At 63.3% G+C, this 24,909-nt stretch carries 26 protein-coding genes; 11 read left to right on the forward strand and 15 right to left on the reverse strand.

The window, feature by feature from the left end:
- The first annotated feature begins 38 nt into the window (after positions 1-38).
- Positions 39-659 carry a dimethylsulfonioproprionate lyase family protein gene (locus tag QZ497_RS02975; protein ID WP_295470900.1) on the forward strand — a complete coding sequence of 207 codons (621 nt, stop codon included), beginning with the start codon at positions 39-41 and terminating at the stop codon, positions 657-659.
- A gap of 49 nt (positions 660-708) precedes the next feature.
- Here the strand turns inward: QZ497_RS02975 and QZ497_RS02980 are convergent, their stop codons facing one another.
- Positions 709-1,539 carry an oxidoreductase gene (locus QZ497_RS02980; protein WP_295470901.1) on the reverse strand — a complete coding sequence of 277 codons (831 nt, stop codon included), beginning with the start codon at positions 1,537-1,539 and terminating at the stop codon, positions 709-711.
- Between the two features lie 164 nt (positions 1,540-1,703).
- Positions 1,704-2,669 (reverse strand): AraC family transcriptional regulator, encoded by a 966-nt coding sequence (locus tag QZ497_RS02985; RefSeq protein ID WP_295470903.1) that lies wholly within the window; start codon positions 2,667-2,669, stop codon positions 1,704-1,706.
- Positions 2,670-3,223: 554 nt separating this feature from the next.
- On the opposite strand from QZ497_RS02985, the gene QZ497_RS02990 reads away from it, so the two are divergent.
- The gene (locus tag QZ497_RS02990) at positions 3,224-4,171 is read left to right on the forward strand and encodes an IS110 family transposase (protein WP_295470905.1); all 948 of its coding nucleotides are present in this window, start codon (positions 3,224-3,226) and stop codon (positions 4,169-4,171) included.
- Positions 4,172-4,262: 91 nt separating this feature from the next.
- On the opposite strand, the gene QZ497_RS02995 is transcribed toward QZ497_RS02990, so the two are convergent.
- Positions 4,263-6,419: a TonB-dependent siderophore receptor gene (locus QZ497_RS02995; protein ID WP_295471558.1), complete on the reverse strand. Its 2,157-nt coding sequence runs from the start codon at positions 6,417-6,419 to the stop codon at positions 4,263-4,265.
- 233 nt (positions 6,420-6,652) lie between these two features.
- On the opposite strand from QZ497_RS02995, the gene QZ497_RS03000 reads away from it, so the two are divergent.
- Positions 6,653-6,961, forward strand: a complete 309-nt coding sequence (locus tag QZ497_RS03000; RefSeq protein ID WP_295470907.1) for a PepSY domain-containing protein — start codon at positions 6,653-6,655, stop codon at positions 6,959-6,961.
- Positions 6,962-7,231: 270 nt separating this feature from the next.
- Here QZ497_RS03000 and QZ497_RS03005 read toward each other — a convergent pair whose 3' ends face one another.
- The 4 genes from QZ497_RS03005 to QZ497_RS03020 form a co-directional block, all read right to left on the reverse strand.
- The gene (locus QZ497_RS03005) at positions 7,232-8,395 is read right to left on the reverse strand and encodes a PQQ-dependent sugar dehydrogenase (RefSeq protein ID WP_295470909.1); all 1,164 of its coding nucleotides are present in this window, start codon (positions 8,393-8,395) and stop codon (positions 7,232-7,234) included.
- Between the two features lie 26 nt (positions 8,396-8,421).
- Positions 8,422-8,745, reverse strand: a complete 324-nt coding sequence (locus QZ497_RS03010) for a hypothetical protein (RefSeq protein WP_295470910.1) — start codon at positions 8,743-8,745, stop codon at positions 8,422-8,424.
- A 140-nt stretch (positions 8,746-8,885) separates the two neighbouring features.
- Positions 8,886-10,049 (reverse strand): PAS domain-containing sensor histidine kinase, encoded by a 1,164-nt coding sequence (locus tag QZ497_RS03015; RefSeq protein ID WP_295470912.1) that lies wholly within the window; start codon positions 10,047-10,049, stop codon positions 8,886-8,888.
- A complete protein-coding gene (locus tag QZ497_RS03020; protein WP_295470914.1) occupies positions 10,039-10,857 on the reverse strand; it encodes an alpha/beta hydrolase in 819 nt (272 codons plus the stop codon). The genes QZ497_RS03015 and QZ497_RS03020 overlap by 11 nt, the downstream gene beginning before the upstream one ends.
- Positions 10,858-10,985: 128 nt before the next feature.
- On the opposite strand from QZ497_RS03020, the gene QZ497_RS03025 reads away from it, so the two are divergent.
- Positions 10,986-11,975 carry a diaminopimelate epimerase gene (locus QZ497_RS03025; protein ID WP_295470916.1) on the forward strand — a complete coding sequence of 330 codons (990 nt, stop codon included), beginning with the start codon at positions 10,986-10,988 and terminating at the stop codon, positions 11,973-11,975.
- 5 nt (positions 11,976-11,980) lie between these two features.
- Here the strand turns inward: QZ497_RS03025 and QZ497_RS03030 are convergent, their stop codons facing one another.
- Together QZ497_RS03030 and QZ497_RS03035 are read right to left on the reverse strand one after the other, a co-directional pair.
- Positions 11,981-12,454: a hypothetical protein gene (locus tag QZ497_RS03030; protein ID WP_295471559.1), complete on the reverse strand. Its 474-nt coding sequence runs from the start codon at positions 12,452-12,454 to the stop codon at positions 11,981-11,983.
- 222 nt (positions 12,455-12,676) lie between these two features.
- Positions 12,677-13,222: a GNAT family N-acetyltransferase gene (locus QZ497_RS03035; RefSeq protein ID WP_295470917.1), complete on the reverse strand. Its 546-nt coding sequence runs from the start codon at positions 13,220-13,222 to the stop codon at positions 12,677-12,679.
- A gap of 65 nt (positions 13,223-13,287) precedes the next feature.
- Here QZ497_RS03035 and QZ497_RS03040 point away from each other — a divergent pair, with 65 nt between their 5' ends.
- Positions 13,288-13,737: a GNAT family N-acetyltransferase gene (locus tag QZ497_RS03040; protein ID WP_295471560.1), complete on the forward strand. Its 450-nt coding sequence runs from the start codon at positions 13,288-13,290 to the stop codon at positions 13,735-13,737.
- On the opposite strand, the gene def is transcribed toward QZ497_RS03040, so the two are convergent.
- From def to QZ497_RS03055, 3 genes are all read right to left on the reverse strand, one after another.
- Complete coding sequence (gene def, locus QZ497_RS03045; protein ID WP_295470919.1) at positions 13,691-14,230, reverse strand: peptide deformylase; 540 nt, start codon at positions 14,228-14,230, stop codon at positions 13,691-13,693. The two genes, QZ497_RS03040 and def, sit on opposite strands and share 47 nt — an antisense overlap.
- Before the next feature lie 61 nt (positions 14,231-14,291).
- On the reverse strand, positions 14,292-15,233 hold the full coding sequence (locus QZ497_RS03050; RefSeq protein WP_295470920.1) for a YihY/virulence factor BrkB family protein: 942 nt from the start codon (positions 15,231-15,233) through the stop codon (positions 14,292-14,294).
- Positions 15,234-15,465: 232 nt separating this feature from the next.
- Positions 15,466-15,657 carry a CsbD family protein gene (locus tag QZ497_RS03055; protein WP_295470922.1) on the reverse strand — a complete coding sequence of 64 codons (192 nt, stop codon included), beginning with the start codon at positions 15,655-15,657 and terminating at the stop codon, positions 15,466-15,468.
- 185 nt (positions 15,658-15,842) lie between these two features.
- Between QZ497_RS03055 and QZ497_RS03060 the strand changes: the two genes are divergently transcribed.
- Entirely contained in the window at positions 15,843-16,217 is a 375-nt protein-coding gene (locus QZ497_RS03060; protein ID WP_295470925.1) for a hypothetical protein, read from the forward strand.
- A 145-nt stretch (positions 16,218-16,362) separates the two neighbouring features.
- Entirely contained in the window at positions 16,363-16,995 is a 633-nt protein-coding gene (locus tag QZ497_RS03065; protein ID WP_295470926.1) for a DsbA family protein, read from the forward strand.
- Here the strand turns inward: QZ497_RS03065 and QZ497_RS03070 are convergent.
- On the reverse strand, positions 16,984-17,829 hold the full coding sequence (locus QZ497_RS03070) for a S1-like domain-containing RNA-binding protein (RefSeq protein ID WP_295470928.1): 846 nt from the start codon (positions 17,827-17,829) through the stop codon (positions 16,984-16,986). The two genes, QZ497_RS03065 and QZ497_RS03070, sit on opposite strands and share 12 nt — an antisense overlap.
- Positions 17,830-18,069: 240 nt before the next feature.
- Between QZ497_RS03070 and QZ497_RS03075 the strand changes: the two genes are divergently transcribed.
- Together QZ497_RS03075 and QZ497_RS03080 are read left to right on the forward strand one after the other, a co-directional pair.
- On the forward strand, positions 18,070-18,792 hold the full coding sequence (locus QZ497_RS03075) for a TorF family putative porin (protein WP_295471561.1): 723 nt from the start codon (positions 18,070-18,072) through the stop codon (positions 18,790-18,792).
- 103 nt (positions 18,793-18,895) lie between these two features.
- The gene (locus QZ497_RS03080; RefSeq protein ID WP_295470929.1) at positions 18,896-19,762 is read left to right on the forward strand and encodes a DUF6279 family lipoprotein; all 867 of its coding nucleotides are present in this window, start codon (positions 18,896-18,898) and stop codon (positions 19,760-19,762) included.
- 150 nt (positions 19,763-19,912) lie between these two features.
- Here the strand turns inward: QZ497_RS03080 and QZ497_RS03085 are convergent, their stop codons facing one another.
- Positions 19,913-20,314 carry a transcriptional regulator gene (locus tag QZ497_RS03085; protein WP_295470931.1) on the reverse strand — a complete coding sequence of 134 codons (402 nt, stop codon included), beginning with the start codon at positions 20,312-20,314 and terminating at the stop codon, positions 19,913-19,915.
- A gap of 123 nt (positions 20,315-20,437) precedes the next feature.
- Positions 20,438-21,757 (reverse strand): DEAD/DEAH box helicase, encoded by a 1,320-nt coding sequence (locus QZ497_RS03090; protein WP_295470933.1) that lies wholly within the window; start codon positions 21,755-21,757, stop codon positions 20,438-20,440.
- A gap of 274 nt (positions 21,758-22,031) precedes the next feature.
- On the opposite strand from QZ497_RS03090, the gene QZ497_RS03095 reads away from it, so the two are divergent.
- Together QZ497_RS03095 and QZ497_RS03100 are read left to right on the forward strand one after the other, a co-directional pair.
- Positions 22,032-23,054: a ligase-associated DNA damage response exonuclease gene (locus QZ497_RS03095; RefSeq protein ID WP_295470935.1), complete on the forward strand. Its 1,023-nt coding sequence runs from the start codon at positions 22,032-22,034 to the stop codon at positions 23,052-23,054.
- Positions 23,051-24,751, forward strand: a complete 1,701-nt coding sequence (locus tag QZ497_RS03100) for an ATP-dependent DNA ligase (RefSeq protein WP_295470937.1) — start codon at positions 23,051-23,053, stop codon at positions 24,749-24,751. Before QZ497_RS03095 ends, QZ497_RS03100 begins: the two co-directional genes overlap by 4 nt.
- Positions 24,752-24,909: the final 158 nt, after the last annotated feature.

Genomic DNA, 24,909 nt, shown 5'->3' on the forward strand with positions numbered 1-24,909 from the left:
GTCCTCAAGCCTGTTGCCGAACCCCGGAGGCTCTGCCGATGCCCGAAGTCGCCAGCCCTGATCACCACGCCGCTCATGCCAGGCAGTTGCTGGACGCGCTGGCCGCACTGCTGGTCAGCGAAGGTCACAGCGTCACCCACAACGCTGGTATCGAGCGCTGCCGCAAGACGCTGCAATCGGCCGTGTTGCAACTGGCCGGGAAAGGCGAGCGTGTTGCGCCCCCGACCGCTATCCGCGCCTGGTTCGACACGGCCATGGCGGATGCCCGTGGTACCGCGCCGCAGGTCGACAGGGTCATCGACAGCATCTACGCCTTGCTGCCCCATGCCGACTGGATGCAGCGCCAGGCCGCCCCAGGGCAGGATGACCATTTTGTCGACCGCCATCGCCACGCCATGCTGGTGGGCCCAACCGCGCCCATCGCCTGCGCGACCCTCACCCTGGGCGTGGCGGTGATGGCGCCGCAGGTGACTTATCCGTTTCATCAGCACCCGCCCGAAGAGTTCTACATCGTGCTGAGCGAGGGTGAGTGGTATCAGGAGGGCCGTGGCTGGTGGAGTCCAGGTTGTGGCGGCATCGTGCACAACGAGCCGTCCATCGTTCACTCGATGAGATCCGCAGAAAAACCGCTGCTGGCGTTGTGGGGGCTGTTGTTGTAAGTCCGCGTATGGTCCAGGCCCCGACTGCGCGGAACCTGTACTCCCTCGTTCAGCGGGTCTGGCTGAGAATGATGCGGTCAAACAGCCGGTCACCGAGCCAGACACGCATGCGGATCAGCATCTTGGCGAACTTTCCGGTGGCGTAGCGAGTACGCGGCTTGCCGCTGGCCACGGCCTTGGACACCACGTCGGCAATCACCTGCGGGTCGCTGCCGGTCCCGTGTCCATAGGTGCTTTCGATCGACTTGGCGACCTGTTTCACCAACCGCCCGTAAGGACCGCCGACAGCGCGTTTGACCAGGGTTTCGCTGGCGCCGTCGCCGAAGCCCGTTTCGATCACACCGGGCTCGACGATCACCACCTTGATGCCGAATTCGGCCAACTCCAGGCGCAGGCAATCCGACCAGCCCTCAAAGGCATGCTTGGTGGCGTGGTACCAGGCCCCCAGGGCGCTGTACATCTTGCCCCCCATCGAGGTGATGTTGACGATGTGTCCGGCGCGTCGGGCACGCATGGCGGGCAGCAACAACTGAGTGAGGCGGGCGGCACCGAACAGGTTGACTTCGAACTGATAGCGAGCTTCGTCAAGCCCGATTTCTTCCACGGGGCCGTACAGACCGAACCCCGCATTATTGACCAGTACATCTACGCCACCTGTAAGGGCCAGGATGGTCTGCACACCTTTGACCATCTCGTCGTCCTTGGACACATCCATTCGCAAGAGGTGAGCACCGAGCTGCGCCAGGTCTGTCATTTTGTCGACACTGCGTGCGGCGGCGTAGACCTGGTAGCCGTCTTGAATCAGTTGTCTGGCAATGGCTTTACCCATGCCTGAAGAAGCCCCGGTAACCAGGGCCGTTTTATTGTCCTTGCTGAACATGGCGCACCTCACTCGTAGGAAGGTGCTCAGTGTCTCAAGCACGGCAGCCACTGCCTCTCGCACGATATGCCAATGGACTTGCATCTTGCGCCACGCACGCCACAGAGCTGATTTCGTGACAGGCTCTCCTGTCGGCACGGCACCCACGGCCTTGCAGCCTGCGCTCAGCCCAGGCGCATGGCTTGACGCGCGGTATCCGGCGTCTCCCCTGTCCAGTCCTGAAAAGCGCGATAGAACGAATTCGGGTCTTCGAAACCGAGCAGAAAAGCGATCTCGCCCCCAGACAAGCGAGTGCTGCCCAGGTAATGACGGGCCAGGCTCGCACGCGTGGTATTCACCAACGCACGGAAACTCTCCCCTTCCTCCTCCAGGCGGCGCTGCAGGGTGCGCTTGCTGAGCCCGAGGCGCAGCGCCGCCTGCTCGATCGTGGCCGTATTGCTGGGTAGCAGTTCGAGCAGGACCGCACGAACGCGCTCGGCCATCGTCGCCGCGGCATCCAATTCACTCAGGCGACGACGCAGATCAGGCTCGAACACCCTCCACATCTGCTGATTGGCAGTAAGGAACGGTCGCAGTGCATCGGCGGCGGTAAAGGTGATGCTCAGGTTTGCTCCTTGCCTGGCTGGAACACCGAAAAACGCTTCGTAGCGTCGCCCATAGCGGTCAGGCGGCAGGTGCGCAAACGTTACCTGCACAGCCTTGATGCGTTCACGCGTGGCCAGGCTGGCCAACCGCAGGAAGAACGCGACCTCGGCGACTTGCAAGGAATGGGGCACCTCTTCGTGCATCGATAACCACCGTGGAAAGACGGTCATTTCACCGCTTTCGTCCACCTTCACTTCAAGGCTCATGGGCGCGACGAGCTGCTTGTACTTGGCCAGGCGCTGCACGGCCTGCATCAGATTGGCACTGCACAAGGCCGCGAATAGCGGCGGATCGAAAACTTCGGCTGATACGGTTTCGACAAGACGCAGTGGAAACATCGGGTCGTCGACCTGCGACTCCAGGGCCTGCCAGAAACGAAAGTACTCGTCGGTCGACAGCCCGTGGTCCGGGCGGGAAAAGAGGTCCTCTGGCAAGCGGGCCTGGCGTAGCACGGGCTCGGGCTGCACACCGAAATCCTTGAGCAATGTCCGCCAACCGATGTGCAGAGAAAAGGTGAGGTTACGTGCCATCGGATCTAACTGCTGTGTGAGTCACTGAGAAATCGAGGTCGGTGGTCAATACCGCCCAGATATGAATGCCAGTGCGGATCATGCGCCCCGTGCCGTATGAATTCCAGAGGCGACATATCCACCACGGCTCTGCAACTCGATCCCAGGCAAGGGCGGCATCATGCTCAATGCCCTGGAGCGCGTGCTCGACCCGCCTTGCGCCCAATACCCCTCGATCAGACCGTTGCAGCGCGTGCTCGCGATCAAGTCGTCAGGCTCCCAGCAGATGGCGCGGCTTTGCCAGCTTACCGCGAGCAAGCTCGCTTGTATGGTAGGACTTGAAGGGAGGAGGAGGGACCTAGCTCGCTTCTGACTGTTCGCGCAGTACAGACCGTGGGAGATATCACCCCTCCTCCTTTCATCCAAGCGCCGATAAAGAATGCTTATGGCTCGCAACCTACGATAGAAACAAGCCTGCGCCTCTGGGTGGCCCCTTCAAGTGTTCAACACCTTAAGCCCGGAGAATGTACATGGCAATGCCGGTTTCGCTAGACAGACCTATCGTGGGTATTGATGTCGCCAAGAAAGAACTGGTGATCTATCACCGAGACTCCGAGCGGCTTGAAGCGATCCCAAACGACAAGCCCTCGATCAAGAAATGGCTGAAAACTGTCCCGCACGGGACGATGATCGCGATCGAAGCCACCAATACCTTTCATGTTCTGTTCGCCGACCTGGCCTATGAGAAAGGCTGTGTGATTTACATGGTCGACGGGTATCGCCTCAGCCGTTATCGCGAAGGTGTCAACGTGCGCGCCAAGACCGATGCCAAGGACGCCTGGCTGTTAGCCCGCTACCTGCACAATGAGTTCAAGGAACTTAAGCCCTGGGTGCCCGCGTGCCCGCTGTACCGGGATCTACAGAGTCTGTTTCGTCGTCGTGCGGCCTTGGTTCAGGCCTATACCGGCCTGAAACAGAGCTGGTCCAATGAACCGCATTTGAAGTCAGCCTTCAAGGCGCACATCAAATCGATGGAACGACTGGTAGCCCTGGTGGAAGCTCAGATCAAAAAAGCACTGCATGAGGCGGGATTAACTCATCAGCTCAAGCGCTGCATGAAGATCGAAGGCATTGGTTTTCTCAACGCTGCTCGCCTGGTGACTGCCTTTATGCGAGGTGATTTCAAAGGTGCGGACGCCTTTATCGCTTTTCTTGGGATGGACTTGAGGGTGTCGAAATCTGGACAGAAAGACGGTCGTCGTAGCCTGACAAAAAGAGGTGATCCGGAAGTCCGTAGACTGCTCTACGTCGCCGCCATGGCGGCACGCAAGACATCCGCCTGGAAGCCGTTTTACGAAGCCCAATGCAAACGTGGGTTTAGTTCGACCGAAGCCTTAGTCATGCTGGCTCGCAAGCTTGCCCGAGTGGCGTTCGCTCTGTTGAAAAACCAGAGCGAATACCAAACGAAGATGGTTTGAAGGCTTCCCTAAAACCATAGAATCTCCCACGGGCTAAAGCCGCTCCCCCCGGGCCACATGCCGCTTGAGCGAAGGGTATGGCCTCCAAAGCCTAGAAATTCACCGTAGCCGACAACCGGGCGGTGCGCGGGGCGCCGGGGAACAGGTAGTCGTCACCCAGGTATTCCCCGACATCGCGCCAGTAACGCTTGTCGAACAGGTTATCCACCGACAACCGCCATACGGTGTCGTAGCCGCTCAGGCGCGTGCTGTAGCGGGCGCCGGCGTTGAACAGCGCATAGCCACCGGCTTCGACCTGCCCTTGACGGTCGGCGTACTTGGCCGCGCTGTACTGCACGCCACCGAGCAGCGCCAGGCCGGGCAGCGGCAGGCTGTAGTCGGCCTGCAGGCTGCCACGGTAGCGCGGCACATTCAGGGCCTGGTGGCCTTCGTAGGTTGCGGTGCCACTGTCCTGCACCCGCGCGCGAATGGCGGCGACGCTGGCGGCGATCTGCAGGCGCTCGGTGAGGTGGCCGTTGGCGCCCAGCTCCAGGCCGACGTTCTTCTGCTCACCCTGTTCGACATAGGTGAAGGTGCCGTCGCCCTCCGGCCGCGCGTACTGGTAAGCCTTGCGGATCTGGAACAGCGCGGCCGTCAGGCTCATGCGCGACAGGTCGTACTTGATGCCCGCCTCCAGCTGCCGCGATACGCTCGGCGCGAGGATCTCGCCGGCATTGTTGGTGAACCACGCTGCCGTGCCGCCTAACGCCAACCCTTTGCTGTAGCTGGTGTACAACGACAGGTTGTCCTGCGGTTTGTAGATCAGCGCCGCCTGGGGCAGTACCAGCGAGCGGCGGGTGTGGCGCAGGTCGCTGCCGTCCTCGCGCCAGGCCTGCTCGTCGAGGTACACCTGGCGAGCCCCGGCGACCACCTGCCAGTGCTCGTCGAAGCGAATGCGGTCATTGACGAACAGGCCGTATTGGCGGCTGTCAAGGCGCCGCTCGGTGTGTGGCAGGGCCTTGTCGGCCAGGGCGAAGGTGTCCGGAGTCTGATAGATGTTGCCGCTGCCGACGAACTCGTTGAAGGTGCCGCGGGTATCGACGGTACGGCGCAGGGCGCTGCTGCCGAAGGTCAGTTCATGTTCCAGGCTGCCGGTGCTGAAACGCCCGCTCAGCGCCGCTTCGACCTCGTCGTTGCGACGGGTGTCGTCAGGGCTGCGATAGTCATAGATGTCGTAGTCGCCCTCGGCGCTGAAGTGGTTGGGCACCGCTTCACCGGCGCAACTGGCCGCCCCGTAGCAGCCCCAGGCGAAGGAGCTGTAGTCGTCGATCACCACGCGGCTGCGCGAAGCGCTGAGGCTGCCGGTCCAGGCGTCGCTGAAGCGGTACTCGAAGCGCCCGCCGAAGTTCAGCGAGTCGATGCCCACCGGGTTGGACCCGCTCTGGTGCCCCAGGCGCTTGCGCGGCGACGCGTCGTGCGGCAGCGCGGTGCCGCCGAGCAACTGGTAGCCGGGAACCGAGCGTTGCTCGCGGGTCTGGTACTCGGCGTCCAGTTGCAAGGTAGCGCGCTCGCTGATGTTCCAGTCCAGCGCCAGGGAGGCGAAATCACGCTGGCCGTCGGCGTGCGCCACATAAGAGCGGATGTCTTCATGGGCCAGGTTGGCACGCAGCCCGAACTGCCGCTCGGCGCCGAACCAGCCGCCCAGGTCAGTGGCGATATAGCGCTCGCCGTGCTCGTTGGTTGCCACCGTCACCGAGCGCACGTCTTCGGCGCGCTTGGTCTGGTAATTGACCACCCCGCCCGGCTCGGCGATGCCGCCCTGCAGCCCGGACACCCCCTTGAGCAGCTCGACCTGCTGTTTGTTCTCCAGCGCCACGTTCTGCTCACCGGCGATGCTGTGCCCGTTTATGCGGTAGCTGTTGCCGGCATTCAGCGAGAAGCCGCGCACCGTGAAGTTCTCGTAATAGCCCACCGGAGCATAGGCCTCGCCCACCGAAGCATCGTTGCGCAACACCTCGCTGAGCAGCCTGGCCTGACGATCCTGCAACAGCGCCTGGGTGAATACCGACACTGAAGCCGGGGTGTCGAGCAATGGCGCTGCACCGGGCCCGGCCACCTTCGCCTGGGTAGCGCGGTAGCCATCGCTGTCGGCCGGGCCGAGCGTGTCCTGGATCTGCACGGCGTCAAGGCTGAGCGGCTCGGCGGCCTGCAACGCGCAGGAGACGGCCAGCCCCAGCGGCATCAGCGGCCGGGCCAGTCGGTGCGGCATCATCATCGGCGGAAAACTCCTGGGTTGCGCAAAAGGGGCCATCTTTTACGGTCACGGCGGAACTTTTACAACCACGGCGCGGCATTTTTTCAATAAAAACCGGCCATCCCGGAAAACTTCCGTTTTAAGGATGAATTAAGTCGGCGTGGTTAATCTGGCCCCAACAAAACAACTGAACCCCTCAGTCGTTAAAGCCTCTATCACTGCAGATTCCACACAGAAGGAAATTGACCATGAAAAAATTCATGCCTGCCCTGTTCGCCGCTGTTGCCCTGACCACCGCTGCCGGTATGGCCCAGGCCGACGTGCGCCCAGACCAGATCGCCGACCTGCAGAAAGCCGGCACCATCGGTGACCTGAAGCAATTCAATCAGCAGGCGCTGAACAAACATCAGGGCTTCACCATTCACGACACCGAGCTGGACCAAAAGAATGGTCGCTACGTGTACGAGATCGAACTGCGTAATGCCCAGGGTACCGAATGGGATTACCACGTCGATGCCAAGACCGGTGAAGTACTGCTCGATAAAGAAGATCGCTGATTAGGCTTTGTACGAAAAGTGCCTGCGCTCGGCCATGCTGCGTTAAAAACAGGCTGGATCGCCAGCCCGGTCGGAATGCTCATTTACTCCAGTAAACTCCGCTTCCTCGCCTGTTTTTGCCTTGCCTGACCTTCGCTCGCCGACTTTCGTACAAAACCTAGAACTTCTGCTGAAAAAGGCCAGGGCCGCCAGCGCGTCAAGCGTGGCGGCCCTGGCCTTTTGCATGTGTCGCACGCTGGCCGCTCAAGCGGCGTCTGAATGAGTGCAGCGTTATTCCAGGCCAACCTTGAGCAGCTTGCCCTTGTCGTCGTCGGTCAGCAGATACAGATAACCGTCAGGCCCCTGGCGCACATCACGAATGCGCTCCTTGCGCTCCTTGAGCAGGCGCTCTTCGTGCACGATGCGGTCGCCTTCGAACTGCAGGCGAATCAGCTCTTCGGTGGCCAGCGCGCCGATGAACAGGTTGTGATCCCAGGCCTTGAAGCGCCCGTCGCTGTAGAACGCCATGCCGCTGACGCCGGGCGAAACTTCCCAGACATGGAAGGGCTTCACCGTACCTTCGACTTCCTTGCCCTGCGCTTCGGGAATCTTCAGCCCGGAGTAGTTGATGCCATGGGTTGCCAGTGGCCAGCCGAAGTTCTGCGCCCGCTCGACGATGTTGATTTCATCACCGCCCTTGGGTCCGTGTTCATCCAGCCACAAGGTGCCGCTCCAGGGGTTGAGCGCGGCGCCCTGCGGGTTGCGGTGGCCGAAGCTCCAGATTTCCGGCGCTACGCCCTTGCGGTCGACGAAGGGGTTGTCAGTGGGTACCTGGCCGTCGGGGAAGATGCGCACCACCTTGCCCTGCAACTTGTCCAGATCCTGAGCGGTGGGCCGGTCGTTGTTTTCGCCCAGGGTGACGAACAGGTAGCCCTGGCGATCGAACACCAGGCGTGCACCGAAGTGGTTGCCTACCGAAAGCTTGGGCTGCTGGCGGAAGATCACGTTGAAGTCTTCCAACTGCGTGAGGTCCTTGGACAACCGCCCGCGCCCCACAGCCGTACCGGCATGATCGCCCTCGGCGGCGGTCTTGCCATCCCCCTCGGCGTACGCCAGGTAGACCATGCGGTCATTGGCGAAGTCCGGTGAAAGGGCGACGTCGAGCAGGCCGCCCTGCCCCTTGGCCCACACCTGCGGCACTCCGGAGAGCGCCTTGCGCTGCTTGCCGTCAGGGCTCAGCAGCAACAGGTCGCCGGAGCGTTCGGTGACCAGGATGCCCTGCTTTTCCGGCAGGAAGGCCAAGGCCCAGGGGTGGTCCAGGCCCTCGGCCAGCGGGGTGACCGTCACCGAACCCAGTTCACTCTTGTAACGCGCCGTCTCGGCCGCCGACACGGTAAATGGCAAGCCGGCCAGCAGGGAGGCGCAGCAGGTGGCGATCAGGGTCTTTCTCAACATGGGCGATTCCTTATCCATTCGTAAGATCATCGGGTAGGCGTGCCACGATCCGGCGGGTTGAAGCGCGGCGTATCAGGGGGTGGCACCGGCGCCTGCTGACGGGTCGGGTAGCCATTGCGGATTCCGCCATTTTCCAGGGTCGGCGGGCGTACAGTGGGCGCGGTGTTGACACCAGGGGGCGAGGGCGTGATCGACTGCGTGCCCTGACGGCTATTGGGGTTGGCGCGCTTGATCGGGCTGTTGTAGGGGTTGCCGGCGTCGGCGCCACTGCCGCTTACGGGCTGCGCCACGCTCCATGAGGGGCCGGCCAGCAGCAACGCCAGGGCGAGGTATCGCACAAAAGGCTTCATGGTTGTCCTGCCTGCGGAATGTGAAGGGCTCAGGCGTTTGAAAACAAATGCCCGAACAGGTTCGGCCAGCCTCCCCACACTGGCAAGAAACCTGTAGTCAGGGTTTTGTAACAAGACTGGTCAGCAGGCAGGGACGCGCTTCAGAACACCTTGGGCAGGCGCACGGTGAAGGTCGTTCCCTGTTCGGCATTCGATTGCACACTGATCTCGCCAAAGTGGGCACGCGCGATCTCGCGCACGATGAACAGCCCCAGGCCGACGCTACGGCTGTGTTCATTGGCGGTGCCACGCACCAGGGGTTCGAACAGTTCATCCTGGCGTTCGAGCGGAATCGGCTCGCCATGGTTGTGCACCGTCACGCGGCTGCCTTTGCTGCCGAACCCCGAGGTCACGGTAACGTCACTGTCAGGGTCGCCATAGCTGATGGCATTGCCCACCAGGTTACTGACCACCTGGAACAGGCGGTCGGCATCCGCGTTGCATCGTCCTTCACCCTCACGAAGGTGCACCAGGCGCCGCTCTGGAAACGCCAAGCGCAGCTCTTCGACACAACGCCCGATCACCGTGTGCAGGTCGATGGCTTGCTGATTGACCGAAAGCCCCTGGCCCACGCGGGCTTGGGTGAAGTCCAGCAGGTCGGCGATCAATCGGCTGGCTCGGTCTACCGCATGGGTAATGTGCCCTGCCACACGCTTGTGCCGTTCATCTTCCACCACCCGATCGAGCAGGCCCGAGGCCATCTTGATGGCTGTCAGTGGGTTGCGCAGGTCGTGGCTGACGATACCGATCATCTGCTCGGCGAAGGTCGCGCGAATCTGCGCCTCGGCATGCGCCAGACGCAGGCGGTTCTGCGCCGAGTTGAGTTCCTTTTGCGCGGCCAACTGCTGCTGCAGCAGTTCTTCGGCCAGCTTGCGCGCTGCCAGCAGTTCGCGTTCGTAGAGGTTGCGTTCTTCGGCCATGAACAGCGCCAGCTGATGGTAGGAGCCAGCGGCCCCTTCGCGACGCAGTGCGTTGAGCATCATCGGCAGGTGCCGGCCATCGGCATGGATAAGCTCCAGTTTGATCTCCGACACCGAGCCACGCATCTGCAGCAGCGGATACCAGTGGGTCTGGCAGAAGATCTTGCCACCCATGCTCAGCAGGTTCTGGAAGCGCTGGCCCAGCAAGGTCTCGCGCTCGCGCCCCAGCCAGTTGCAGAAGGTCTGGTTGACCCGCTCGATGCGACCGTTGCTGGTGGTCAGCAGCATCCCGCAGGGTGCTTCGTCCAGCCAGGTTTCGGCGTCTGGCAATTCATCAGGCGGCATGAGGGCGACCCAGGCCGGCGTCGAGGAAACGCTCAATGGCCTCGGCACAGGCGTCCGGTGCGCTCATGTGCGGACAATGGCCGATGTTCTCGACCAGGCACAATACGCTGCCGGGCATGGCTGCGTGCAGGTAGTCACCGACCTCGACCGGCGCGATGAGGTCATCGCTGCACTGCAGGATGAGGCTCGGCGTGGTCAGGCCCTGTACCTCCTTGCGGTTGTCGGAGAGGAAGGTCACGCCGGCGAAATGCCGGGCGATGGCCGGGTCGGTACGGCAGAAGCTGCTGGTCAGTTCCTCTCCCAGCTCGGGCCTGTCGGGGGCGCCCATGATCGACGGAGCCATGGTGCTGGACCAGCCCAGGTAGTTGCTTTCCAGGGTATCGAGCAGCGAATCGATGTCAGCGCGGGTGAAACCGCCGACATAGCCTTCGTCGTCGAGATAGCGTGGTGAAGGTCCGACCATCACATGGGCGGCCACCACGCCAGGGCGCATGCGGTCGGCCAGTACACCGATCATCGCGCTCACCGAATGGCCGATCAGCACCACCGGCCCCTCGGCGAACTGCTCGATGATTTCCAGCAGGTCCGCCGCGTAGCCTTCGAGCCTTTCATACTTGTGCCGGTAGTAGGCATGCAGGTCGGAACCTCCGCTGCCGACCAGGTCGTACAGCACGACGCGGTAGCGGTCAGCGAAACCAGGCGCCACGAAGCGCCACATGCGCTGGTCGCAACCAAAGCCGTGGCCGAAGATCAGGGTGATCGGGCCGTGGCCCATTACCGTCACGTTATTGCGCTGTTGCAGCTGCATGCCTGGATTCCTTGACAGGGCGGCTTCTCGCGGACCACGCGTCCGACCGTGATATTGCGTTGAGATTACCACCCTTCACCTGCGCAAGCGTGCAGAATGCGTCAAGCCCACCATTCAGTACCCCCACCATGACCCGAATCTACGATGCCCGTGGCAACCGCTACGCAGTGGTCACCCCCCAGGCCCTGCGCGCCCTGGGCGTGCCCGTTCCCGAACGCCCCGATACCGCAGCCCGCGACGCTCGGCATTGGACACCCCAGGCCATCGCCGCGATCTGTGACTGGCCCACCGGCACGCGCCCGGAAGGGGCCAAGGCGCACCGTAGCGATGGCCTGCTGGTGGGGCCGTTCCAGACGCAGGCGCCCTTCGAACTGCTGATCGTCAACACCGACGGCACCCTGGCCGAACGCAGCGGCAACGGCCTGACCATCTTTGCCCAGGCCCTGACCGACAGCGGCCTGGCCGATAGCCAGGCGTTCAGTGTGCAAGTTCATCACAGCGGCATACCCTCACCCGTGCAGACCGACATCCGGCCAGGTACACACGACGGTGTGCAGGGCTTCTGGCTGGGCCTGGGCGCCCCGTGCTTCGGTCCTGACGCCGTGGCCGCTCGCGCCGAATCCATCGCGCCAGGCCAGTTCAACGACAGGCCGGTGCAGCGTGTAGCGCCGCTGGCGGCAGTCAACGCAGCCTGGGTCCACAGCCTGTTCGTGCGCGTCGGCAATCCGCATTGCGTGACCTTGCTGGCGGACGCCAGCCAGCTGCCGGAATTCGCCGCCCTGCATGAAACCGCGCTGGGCACCGCGCTGACTCGCATCGCCTTTGCCGCGGGTGCACAGGGCCGCGGCGATCCCTGCCCGGCCGGTATCAACCTGCAGTGGGCCTGCAAGCTGGCTCCGGGCGTGCTGGAGGCCAGGGTGTTCGAGCGCGGCGAAGGACCTACGGCATCATCCGGCACCAGCGCCAGCGCAGTCGCCTGCGCGGCCTGGGCGGCGGGTCTGGTCAGTGCAGGCGAGGTTCAGGTACGCATGCCGGGCGGCACCGCGCCGCTGTGCCTCACCGAGCAGAACGGGCAGTTGAGCAGCGTGGCGTTGTTCGGGGTGGCGGTGCGGGTCTGAATGGCTCAGGGCGTCAGGCTGTTCTGCGCGTTTTGCAGAGCGCGGTTGACGAACTCGCTGAGCAGGTCGGACGAGCGCGCCTTCATTTCCTGGCTGACTTCGTTGTTGCGCGCTTTCAGGCGGCTTCTGAGCGTCGCGTCGCCCTGCCCTTCGTTGAGCTGGCGCAGCTCCTCGGCGGAAAACGAGTGCGCATAGGCGCTGGCCAGGTTCTGCTCCCATTGCCCCTGATACAACGGCTGCAGGCGCTGCAACTCGCCTTGCACCAGGGCTTGCGCACGGGGCTTGCCCAGGGTGTCGACCAGGCTGGCGAACACCGCAGTACGTGAAGCCAGCTGATAGCTGAGCCAGCCCAGGCCCTCGCCCAGGTGGCGCTGCTGAACGAAGGCCAGCGCCGTGTCGTCGGTTTCATCGGCACGCACACCGCTGGTCGCCAGCCCCAGCGATATCGCCAGGCCGGCAAGCAGGCCCGACAGGGGCATGGCTTTGCTGTCTTTCATCGCCCCTCCCTGTGGTTTGGGTCTGCGTGGGTCGCTGTGGGTCTTGAGGAGCGGCTTCGGCCGCGAAAAGGCTCCCACCGCTGTGATGCGCCTGGAGACGCTCGGAACAATCAAGGCCGATAGGCCCTGGCCGATCTCTGAACCTAGCAGCAAAAGTCCGGAAGTGACATGTAAAAGGTCGTATCCAGTCCCGATATGCCGTTATCAGCAACGCCTGCCCGGCCAGTCGGCCCGACGCAGGCGATAGACCCGCACGCCGAGGCCGTGATAGCGCGCATTCACGAACCCGGTGAAACCGTTCTTGTGCAGCACCCGCAGCGACGCCAGGTTCTCCGGCTGCACCACGGCCAGCACCGACTCCGGCCCCGACCCGACGAACAGCCGTTCGAGCACGGCAGCAACCGCCTCGCTGGCCAGGCCACGCCCCCAGAACCCCGGAGCGAAGCGATAACCCAGCATGACTTCATCCACACCCTCGAAGCATTCGCTACTCACTCCACAGAACCCGGCCAGGCAGCCGCTGCGGCGCTCGATCACCGCCAGCGGCCCCCAGCCCTGGCTTTGCAGGGTGTTGCGACAGTGGTCAAGAAATTCGGCGCTGGCCGCTGTGCTCATCACGCCACGCACCGAGTAGCGCATGACCTGGGGATCGGCGAGCAGCGCGGCCAGTTCGGCCAGGTCATCGGCCTCGAAGCCACGCAGCAAGAGGCGTTCGGTGGGCAAGGGGGTGAAGTCGGCAGATGCGGGCATGAGCAGATTCCGGGGTGATGATCAGCGAGCCTGCCGCTATCATGCCTGCTTTTGCCCACGCGCCCATGCCCGAAATTTCCATCGAACGCCTGCCCGACGCGTCACGACCGCTGCTGGACAAGTTCTACCGCAGCCACCGTTCGCCGATGCGCCTGCCGGCCGGCGGCCAGGCCTGGGTGGCGCGCCAGGCGCAGATCATTGGCGCGCTGTGCCTGACCCCAGTCGACCACGGCCACTGGCTGACCGGCCTGTTCGTGGCCCCCGCCTGGCAAGGCCAAGGCGTGGCCGGGTGCCTGATCGATGGTGCCCAGGCTGGACAACCCGGCCCACTGTGGCTGTTCTGCCATCCTTCGCTGACGGCGTTCTACGCACGGCGGGGCTTCACGCTGGCGCCCGAGCTACCGGCCAGGCTCCGCGAACGCCTGGCGCGCTACCAGCAACACAAGGCGCTGCTGGCCATGTTGCGGGTCAGTCATCCGCCTGTGGATCAAGCTCGGGAAACAACACTTCGGTAAAGCCGAACTGGCTGAAATCGGTGATTCGCGAGGGGTACAGGCGGCCGATCAGGTGGTCGCACTCATGCTGCACCACCCGCGCGTGGAAGCCTTCGGCAGTCCGCTGGATCGCCTCGCCGGAAGGGTCGAAGCCCTCGTAGCGGATGTGTCGGTAACGCTGCACCTGGCCACGCAGGCCCGGCACCGACAGGCAACCTTCCCAGCCGGCTTCCAGGGTCGGCTCCAGCGGCGTGATCACAGGGTTGAGCAGAATGGTGCGCGGCACCGCCTCGGCCTGCGGATAGCGCGCGCTGCGCTCGAAGCCAAAAATCACCAGTTGCAGGTCGACGCCGATCTGCGGTGCCGCCAGGCCGACCCCACCGACGCTGTGCATGGTGTCGAACATGTCGTCGATCAGGGCTTGCAGCTCACGGCTGGCGAACAGGCTTTCCGGCACCGGCTGAGCGATGCGCAGCAGGCGCGGGTCGCCCATCTTGAGAATCTCGCGGATCATCGCAGTCCCTTTTTCGCAATGGTATGAGCCGCCATGCTGCCACAGCTGACGGCGCAATCCATCAGGTACGCGGCGCGGCGTGCGCGCCCCCTACGCCAGGCTCATCGTCGCCGCACGCCTCCACGCCGCCATCGCCAGGCACTTTCTCGCCGCTGTCCTTGCCTTCCTGCGACATGTGCTCGATCACTGCATTCATTTCCGCCCCCAGCAGCAGCACCGCCGCCGAGATGTAGAAATACAGCAGCAACACGATGATTGCCCCGATGCTGCCGTACATGGCGTTGTAGTCGGCGAAGGTCTTCAGGTAAAAGCTGAAGCCCAGCGAGGCGATGATCCACACCACCACCGCCAGCACCGAGCCGGGGGTGATGAAACGAAACTCCTGCTTGACGTCGGGCATCACGTAATAGACCACCGCCACCACGACCATCATCAGGATGATGATCAGCGGCCAGCGCAGCAGGGTCCACAGGGTGACGATGAAGTCCTCGATGCCCAGATGCGCGGCGAACCAGTTCATCACCTGCGGACCGGTGACCATCAGCCCTGCAGCGGCCAGCAGCATCACGGCAATGCCGACGGTGTAGAGAATCGACAGCGGCAGGCGCTTCCAGATCGGTCGCCCTTCGACCACGTCATAGGCCGCGTTCATGGCGCTCATCATCAGCCGCACGCCCGCCGAAGCGGTCCATAGCGCGATGACGATACCCACCGAGAGCAGGCCGCCCTTGGATTGCTGCAACTGGTCGATGACCGGATTGACCTGCTCCAGCGCCTGGGGCGGCAGCACCAGCTCCGACTGCAGGCGCAGCCAGGTGAAGAAATCCGGCAGATGCAGGAAACCGATCAGGGCGATGAGAAACAGCAGGAAGGGAAACAGCGAAAACAGTGCCTGGTACGCCAGCGCCGAGGCATAGGTCGACATCTCGTCGTTGACGAACTCGGTGACAGTGCGCACCAGCACCTTGCCCGGTGGCAGACCACGCAGGTGGGGAAAAAACATGGCGTCTCCTTTTGCGGCCATACCCTTTCAGGGAGGAACACGGCACATCGCTGTGCAAACAGGCGTCGTATCAGTCTGACAGTATTCAACCGATGCTGTGCAATAGACCGGCAACCCCGACGGGGGTTCGACCGGCGTCAGGCAAGAAAAAGCCGGCTGTGGGCGGCAAGCACCACAGCCGGCTGGATAGCGAATGCGCGTCAGCCGCAGCGGGCGGCCAGAGGCAAGGCAATCAGGCCTTGTCGACGCCTTTCTTGATCGCATCCTTGGCCTTGCCACGGGCCTGCTCGCCGCGCCCCTTGATTTCCTGGGCCTTGCCTTCGGCGCGCAGCTTGTCGTTATCGGTCGCCTTGCCGACGCCCTGTTTGACGTTCCCTACCGCTTCATTGACCATGCCTTTGACTTTATCGCTGGTACTGCTCATGAAGACTCTCCCGGGCCTCTGGGCCCCGTTGCTGAAGGATGTCGTGATAACCCCGACATTTCGATGGACCGAGGGCATCGCGCAGGAGTTTCAATTATTTTCCCCAGTGGTTTTTCCGTTCGTCGCCGCGTCCTGAACGGGGTTTGTGCGACAATGCGCGGCCCAGCACGTGCACGGACCCATTCATGAAACTCGACAAAAAGCAGGCCATCGACCGCCGTAACCAGCAACTCGGCGGCACGGCATTGACCGCCGACAACAGCCACTTCGCGATTCTGGACCGCAAGCGCAACATCTGGTGGTTCGACCTGCCGGTGAGCCAGCTCAAAAGCACCGAGTGGCTGAACCTGCTGCTGTACACCGCTGAGCCGGAGCAACTGCAGCATCTCAAGGTGCCGACCAACTTCCTGCGCGCGCACATCAGCGAGATGGAGGTGCGCAACGCCGGCAAGCGCAAGGCGAGCATCAGCCTGGAGCTATCCGCCGACCGCGACTCGTTACTCCAGGACCTGCGCCCCAAGGGCAGCCAGCTGGGCTTTGCGGTGTTTCTCCAGGCCTGATGCAGGCTGCGAGCGTGGCCGGCAGCGCCAAGCCCCACGCGCCTCACAGCCCCCTCGACAACCGTTCAGGCCTCACGACTGGCAATCAGCGGACCTTTTACCGAGACCGTACAGTCACTGCTGTAACTGTCATGGAGTCTTGGGAATGAACACCGGCATGGAACCGACCCTCAGGGCAGACGTATGGAGCGACTACGTCTGCCCTTTCTGCTATCTGCAACTGCCTCTGCTCGAAGAACTGCAGAACCGCTACGGCGCGTCCATCGACTGGCACTGGCACGCTTTCGAACTGCGCCCCGAGCCACTGAGCCTGCCCGACCCGAACGCCGATTACCTGCGCATGACCTGGAGCCGCGCGGTGCTGCCCATGGCCGACCGGCGCCGTTTGCCAATGCGCATGCCGACCATCCAGCCGCGCAGCCGCCTGGCCCAGGAAGCGGCGCACTTTGCCCGTGGCCACGGCCATTTCAGCGAGCTGCACCGCGCCTTGTTCCGGGCGTTCTTCGAAGAGGGTCAGGACATCGGCCAGAGCGCCGTGCTGGTCGCCACCGCCGAAGCGGTGGGCCTGCCGCGCGGCGCACTGGAGCAAAGCCTGCGCGAAGGCGATCAGCGGCCGGAGGTGATGCGCGATGAGGCGATGGCCAACGACCTGGGCTTGCGCGCCGTACCGGTGATGCTGTTGCGCCGGGTCGACCAGCCGCTCTGTGAGGCACGAGTGCTCAGTGGCACCCAGCCCCTGCAACGCCTGACCGAAGCGATCGATGCCTTACTGGCCTGAGGCCAGTTCGATGCGATCGGCATGGATGACGATTGCGCCCTGCTTGTACAGGCCGCCGATGGCCTTCTTGAAATTGCCCTTGCTGACCCCGAACAGGTCGCTGATGACCTGCGGCTCGCTCTTGTCACTCACCGCCAGTACGCCACCGTTGTCACGCAGGCGGGCGAGAATCTGCCCGGCCAGACCTTCGGCCGCTTCAGCGCCCACCGGTTGCAGGCTGAGGCTGATCTTGCCGTCAGCGCGAACTTCCTTGATGTAGCCCTTCTCGCGCATGCCGGGGCGCAGGAACTTGAACACTTCGTTCTTGTGGATCAGGCCCCAGTGGCTGTTCTCGATGATCGCCTTGAAGCCCATGTCGGTGCGCTCGACCACCAGCAGGTCGACGGCCTGGCCCGCACTGTAGCGCGCCGGGGTCTTGTCCAGATAACGGTCCAGCCGCGAGGTCGCGGTGATGCGCCGGGTGTGCTTGTCCAGATAAGCATGCACCACGCAGTAGTCACCGGCCTGCATCTGGCGCTTTTCTTCCGAGAACGGTAGCAGCAGGTCCTTGGGCAGGCCCCAGTCGAGGAACACGCCGATATTGTTGACCTGCACCGCCTTGAGACTGGCGAAACCGCCAACCTGGATCTTCGGCTTGAGGGTGGTAGCGATCAGCTTGTCGTCGCTGTCGAGGTAGATGAACACGTTCAGCCAGTCATCCACTTCGGTGGGAACGTCTTTGGGGATATAGCGGTTGGGCAAAAGAATCTCACCGTCCGCACCACCGTCCAGGTACAACCCGAAACTGGTGTGCTTGACGATCTGCAAGCTGTTGAAGCGCCCGATTAAAGCCATGTGCCGATCACTCTGAATTGCGTGGCGCGCATTCTAACCGGTGCAGGCCCACTGCGTCGCCACAGGCCGGTGCCGGTCGGCCATTTGCCTGCGGATCGACGAACGGTCATACGTTGCGGATTTTCATCGGTATCCTTGCGAAGGCTCTGGCACGCGCCTTGCGTGACCTCAAGCAGCTGTTTAGCACCCCAAACCCTGATTCCCACACTCCTCGCCCACTACCTGGAGTGCGCCATGCCCATGTTCCGTTTTCTGGTGCCGTTGCTCGGTGCCGCCCTGATCAGCCAATCGGTTTGCGCTCAAGTCATGGAGCGAAGCCTGGGCGACTTTGCCCTGAAGCTCGGCACCACGCCGACGCGCAGCATGGCCCAGGGGTTGGTAACGCCCTCCAATGGTGCAGGCTCCTTTCACGGTGGCCTCGACCTGACCCACGAGAGCGGTGTGTATTTCGGCCAGTGGTCGCCCAACCTCGGCCTGGCTCCGGACACCACCGCCGAGCTGGACTCCTACCTGGGCTTCAAGAAGCCGTTCGACCAGACCCTCGGCTATGAAGTCGGCGTGATCCGCTACAGCTACCCGAACACCGCGCAGGTCGCCAGCAACGAACTGTATGCCGGGTTGCGCATCCTCGACAGCCGCCTGGGTGCGGCCTTCAGCAACGACACCGGCACCACCAACAGCACCCTGTTCGTCGACCTGGGCAGCATCGAGCAACTGGGCATGAACGTGCGCATGCAATACGCCACGCACCGTTTCGATACCCTGCAGAGCGCCGACGACGGCAGCATGATCGGCGGTTTCAACGACTGGTCGCTGAAACTCTCCAGACCCTGGCTGGGCATCGACATGAACCTCATCTACAGCGATTCCAGCCTGTCGGGCGACAGCTGCAACCTGTACAGCGGGCATAATCCCCGCTGCGAACAGACCCTGACCATCAAGGCAGTGCGAGCGCTCTTCTGACGCCATACAAGCACAAGCCCTACACTCACACCTGCGCTGTACGACTGCATTGAACTGCTCCGTCCGAGTAGCCTCTACTGCTTTGCCTGCGCAAGGAGTGCTTATGGGTTACCTGCCGAAAGTCTTCATTTCGTTGTTGATGGTTGTCGGTCTGTTGAGCGGTTGTACCCAGATGAGCCTGGCGTACCGCAACCTGGACGTGATCATCCCCTGGTCGCTGAGCGACTACCTCAAGGTCAAGGGCGAGCAGAAAAGCTGGCTCGACGAACGCCTCAAACAGCATCTGCAATGGCATTGCAGCACCGAGCTGCCGGGTTACCTGACCTGGCTCGACGGCCTGGAGCAGATGGTGCGCGACGACCAGGTCACCGCTGCCGGGCTGCAGGCCCGCACCCGCGAGGCGGAACAGGCCATTGCTCGCATTGCCCGACAGGTCACCCCTTCGGCGGTGGAGTTGCTCGGACGCCTCGACGACCGCCAGGTGCAGGAGATGCAGGAAGCCTTCGAACGGGATCAGCGCAAGCGGCAGAAGGAATACCTGGACCAGCCCCTGAACGAGCAGATCGCCGAACGCGCCGAGCGCATGCAGAAACGCCTGTCGCCCTGGCTGGGATCGCTCAGTGCTGCGCAGAAAGCCCGCGTGCAACAGTGGTCGGCTTCGCTGGGTGAGCAGAACCAGGCCTGGCTGGCGAACCGCGCCAACTGGCAAAGCCGCTTCCTCGACGCGGTGCGCCATCGCGACCAGCCAGACTTCGCACCGCGTATCAGCGCACTGCTGCAGGACCGCCAGACATTCTGGACAGCGGATTACCGGGAAGCCTATGCGCGTACCGAGCAGGCGGCGATCAGCCTGTTCGTGGACATCTACGCCATGAGCACCCCGGCGCAACGCCAGCGCCTGCTCAAGCGTATTGCCGACATGCGCAGTGACTTCGCCGACCTGAATTGCCTGAAGACCGCCGCCAATTGAGTCGCGTCATCCGTTGAAACGCGTGTTCCTTCGCAGGCCGGTTATAGCGAGCGAGCTTGTTCGCGAAAAGGCTCTGCGCGGTGTGAAGGCCCTTCGCGAGCAAGCTCGCTCCCTCAACTCAAATGAGGCGTTTGCGGCGAAGCGATCGGTCTACCAGACCGGCCCGGCCACCTGGGGTTTGGCGGCGATGCTGTCGAAGGTCGCCGGATCCAGGCCATCGGCCTGTTCGTCCAGCACCTGACGTGGGTGGGTATTACCGGGGATGCTGCTGTCGATCATTGCCAACAGACTGGAGCCGCGGGGGGTGAGGATGAAATTGGCGCCGGTGCCGCCCTCTTCACGCGGCCGTGGCTCGATATAGCCACGCTCCACCAGCAAGGCCTCGAGGTCCGAGGCCTGTTTCTTCAGGTGGTCGACATTGCTTTCGGATTCGCCCTGCGCGGCCATGGCCTGGGCATGGTCTTCGGCATACTGACGCGGCGCGAAGGATTGCCCTGCGCCGTTCTGCACTTCATGAAGCAGACGTTCGATAAGGTCCCAATCGTAAGCCATGGTGCTGCACCTCCGTCCAACATGGATGAGAAGCCCGTGACATCCGGCCACGGGCGGCTTCATCGGTTGTGACCGAGGGGCTGGCCCGGCGTTCAGCAAATGCGCCGGGCGGTGCAGCGAGGCTTACTCCGCAGCAGGCGCCTTGCGCTTTTTCAGCGGCGCCAGGCCGTCCTGGCTGACCAGTTCGGATTTTGGCTTGCTGGCCGGCTTGCGCTTGGCCGGGGCCTTTTTCTTGTCGCCTTTGGCCTCGGTCTTTTTCTTCTTGGTGCCAGCCGCCTTGCCGGATGCCTTGACCTTCTTCGGCCCGCTGTAGGTGCCCTTCAGCTCTTTGATGACGCGGCGCTCGAAGCTCTGCTTCAGGTAGCGCTCGATGCTCGACATCAGGTTCCAGTCGTTATGGGTGATCAGCGAAATGGCCAGGCCTTCACCGCCCGCACGGCCGGTACGGCCCACGCGGTGAACATAATCGTCGCCGCTGCGCGGCATGTCGAAGTTGATCACCAGGTCCAGGCCTTCGATGTCCAGGCCACGAGCCGCGACGTCGGTGGCCACCAACACCTTGGAGCCGCCCTGCTTGAAGCGGTCGATGGCGGCCTTGCGGTCCTTCTGGTCCTTGTCGCCGTGCAATACGAAGGCCTTGATGTCCTGCGCCACCAGGCGCCCGTAGAGACGGTCGGCCCACGCCTTGGTATTGGTGAAAATGATCGCCTTCTGGAAGGTCTCGTTAGTCACCAGCCAATGAATGAGCGCTTCCTTGTGCTGGTCGTGGTCGGCGGTGATGACCTGCTGGCGAATGCCCTCGGCCAATTCGCTGACCTGGTTGAGCAGCAGGTGCTTGGGCTTGCGCAGGACCTTCTGGGTCATCTCGCGCAGCGCATTGCCACCGGTGGTGGCGGAGAACAGCAGGGTCTGCTGGCGGTTCGGGCATTCATCGGTGAGGCGCTCGACGTCTTCGGCAAAGCCCATGTCGAGCATGCGGTCGGCCTCGTCGAAGACCAGTACTTCGACCTTGTCCAGTTCCAGGTGACCGGCATTGAGGTGTTCGAGCATGCGCCCGGGGGTGCCGATGAGGATGTCCGGCACCTTGCGCAGCATGGCAGCCTGGACCTTGAAGTCTTCGCCGCCGGTGATCAGCCCGGCCTTGAGGAAGGTGAACTGCGCGAAGCGCTCGACTTCCTTGAGGGTCTGCTGGGCCAGCTCGCGGGTCGGCAGCAGGATCAGCGCACGAATGTCGACGCGGCGCTGGGCCGGGCCGATCAGGCGGTTGAGAATCGGCAATACGAATGCAGCGGTCTTGCCGCTGCCAGTCTGCGCCGTCACACGCAGGTCGTGCCCTTGCAATGCCAGGGGGATGGCCGCAGCCTGCACAGGCGTGGGCTCGGCAAACTTCAGCTCTTCCACGGCTTTGAGCAGGCGTTCGTGCAGGGGCAATTCGGAAAACACGGGTACTACCTCGAAGAAATACAAAGATACAGCCGCATAGCGTAACGGTTTCCCGCGCCGAGTCCGAGTTTCTTTACCACGCCCGGTGTTTTTTCTGTCGGGATGCCACCAACCGCTGGACGACAGGACCGGCTTCAGCCGCGAAGCGTTTCGCGGCCAAAGCCCCTGCAGCAGGCCGAAAGCGGCCAAACCGCACGACACAGGCCGCACCTGCATCGAACTTGTACGCGGCCAGCCAGCTCATAACAGGCAAGCCCCGCAGGATAGTTGCCCCATGGATCTCGTCGTCGCGCGCCCCGAAGGCCTGTATTGCCCACCCGGTGATTTCTACATCGACCCCTGGCGCCCGGTGCAACGCGCAGTGATCACCCACGGCCACGGCGACCATGCCCGTACCGGCAGCAGTCATTACCTGGCGGCCGCGAGTGGCGAGGGCATATTGCGCTGGCGCCTGGGTCAGGACATCAATCTGCAGACGCTGCAATACGGCGAAGCGCTCAACCACCACGGCGTGACCCTCAGCCTGCATCCGGCCGGGCATGTGCTGGGCTCGGCGCAGGTGCGCCTGGAGTACCGTGGCGAAGTGTGGGTGGCTTCCGGTGACTACAAGGTCGAACCCGACGGCACCTGTGCGGCCTTCGAACCGGTGCGCTGCCATACCTTCATCACCGAATCGACCTTCGGCCTGCCGATCTATCGCTGGGCGCCCCAGGCGCAGATCTTTGCCGGAATCAACGACTGGTGGCGCGCCAACGCGGCCCAGGGCAAGGCCAGCGTGCTGTTCGCCTATGCCTTCGGCAAGGCCCAGCGTATCCTGCACGGCATCGATTCGAGCATCGGCCCGATCCTCGCCCACGGTTCGGTCGAACCGCTCAATCGCGTCTACCGTGCCGGTGGCGTTCATATTCCGCCCACCCAGTACGCCGGTGATTTCAAGAAAACCGACCCGGCCTTGCGTCAGGCGCTGATCATCGCCCCGCCCTCGGCTGGCGGCAGTACCTGGATGAAGCGTTTCGGCGACTACAGCGACGCCTTCGCCAGTGGCTGGATGATGCTGCGCGGCCCCCGTCGCCGACGCGGAGTGGACCGTGGCTTCGTACTCTCCGACCACGCCGACTGGCCGGGCCTGCTCTGGGCCATCGAACAGACCGGTGCCGAACGGGTGATGGTCACCCACGGCTCGGTGCCGATCCTGGTGCGCTACCTGCGTGAGCAGGGCCTGGATGCACAGGGCTTCGACACCGAGTACGGCGAGGAAGACGACGCCCCCGCACAAGCCGAGGAGAGCCCGGCATGAAGGCCTTCGCCGAACTCTATGCGCGCCTGGACGCCACCACCTCCAGCAACGCCAAACTCGCCGCGCTGCACGACTATTTCGCCCAGGCCCCTGCCGAAGACGCCGCCTGGGCCGTGTACTTTCTCGCCGGAGGGCGGCCCCGGCAACTGGTGCCGACCCGTGTGCTGCGCGAACAGGCCACCGAGCTGAGCGGCCTGCCAACCTGGCTGTTCGAGGAAAGCTACCAGGCGGTAGGCGACCTTGCCGAGACGCTGTCGCTGTTGTTGCCCCATGCCGAACAGGGTGACGACGCCGGCCTGGCGACCTGGTTGGAACAACGCCTGCTGCCGTTGCGCGGCCTGCCAGCAGAGGAACTGGCGCAGCGCCTGCCAGCGCTGTGGGCGCAGCTGGATCGCAGCAGCCTGATGGTGTGCATCAAGCTGATTACCGGCAGCTTCCGGGTCGGCGTCTCCAAGCTGCTGGTCACCCGCGCCCTGGCGGCACTCGCCGGGCTGGACAGCAAGCGGGTTGCACAACGGCTGGTCGGCTACACGGACCTTTCGCACCGCCCTGGTGCAGCATCCTTCCACCGCCTGATCGCGCCGGAGTCGACCGATGAACATGCCCAGCGCGGTGGCCAGCCCTACCCGTTCTTTCTCGCCCATGCGCTGCAGCAGCCGGTGGAGCAGTTCGACACCCTGCTGGGGTCGGTGCAGGACTGGCTGGTGGAGTGGAAGTGGGATGGCATCCGCGCGCAGGTGGTCAAGCGCGACGGCAGGCTATGGATCTGGTCACGCGGCGAAGAGCTGGTCACCGAGCGCTTTCCGGAGCTGCACAGCCTGGCCCAAGTGTTACCGGATGGCACCGTGATCGACGGTGAGATCGTGGTGTGGAAGGCGCCCGCAGCGCCCCCTGCCGAACAGTCGGCGTTCAGCCTCGATCTGCTGCCCGAGGCCGAGCCTTGGGTGCAACCCTTCGCCCTGCTGCAACAACGCATCGGGCGCAAGACCCTGGGCAAGAAGATTCTCAGCGACGCGCCGGTGGTCCTGCTGGGCTACGACCTGCTGGAGTGGCAGGGCCACGATTGGCGCAGCCGCCCGCAGTATGAACGGCGCGCCCAGCTGGACCGGCTGATTAGCGACAGCCGCAGCGCGGTCTTGCTGCCCTCGCCGGTACTGCACAGCGAGGACTGGAACGACCTCGCCCGGCTGCGCGAAGACGCCCGGCGCCTGGGCGTCGAGGGCATGATGCTCAAGGCCCGCGAAGCGCTTTATGGGGTCGGGCGCACCAAGGACATGGGCGTGTGGTGGAAATGGAAACTCGACCCGTTCAGCGTCGATGCCGTGCTGATCTACGCCCAGCGTGGCCATGGCCGCCGTGCCAGCCTGTACAGCGACTACACCTTCGCCGTGTGGGATGGCCCGCCGGGGAGCAGCGAACGTACCCTGGTACCGTTCGCCAAGGCCTATTCAGGGCTGACCGATGAGGAAATGCGCAAGGTCGATGCGATCATCCGCAAGACCACGGTAGAGAAATTCGGCCCGGTGCGTAGCGTCACCCCGACCCTGGTGTTCGAGCTGGGCTTCGAAGGCATCGCCTTGTCAAAACGCCACAAGAGCGGCATCGCCGTGCGCTTTCCCAGAATGCTGCGCTGGCGCCATGACAAGCCGGTCGAAGAAGCCGACAACCTGGCCACCCTTCAAGACCTGCTGGCCTGACGCACCAAATCGAGTCACTCGAAAATCCAGCCGCCTCATTGCAGGGCATCGATCCGCTACCTGCCAGTTCGATTCAGCCTCCAAGGGTCGATACGCATCCGGGCGAGAGAGTTGAAAATGCGACAACCGCTTACATTTCAAACGCATGTTCGTCCCAA

Source organism: uncultured Pseudomonas sp., from assembly GCF_913777995.1.
In the GTDB taxonomy this organism is placed as follows: domain Bacteria; phylum Pseudomonadota; class Gammaproteobacteria; order Pseudomonadales; family Pseudomonadaceae; genus Aquipseudomonas.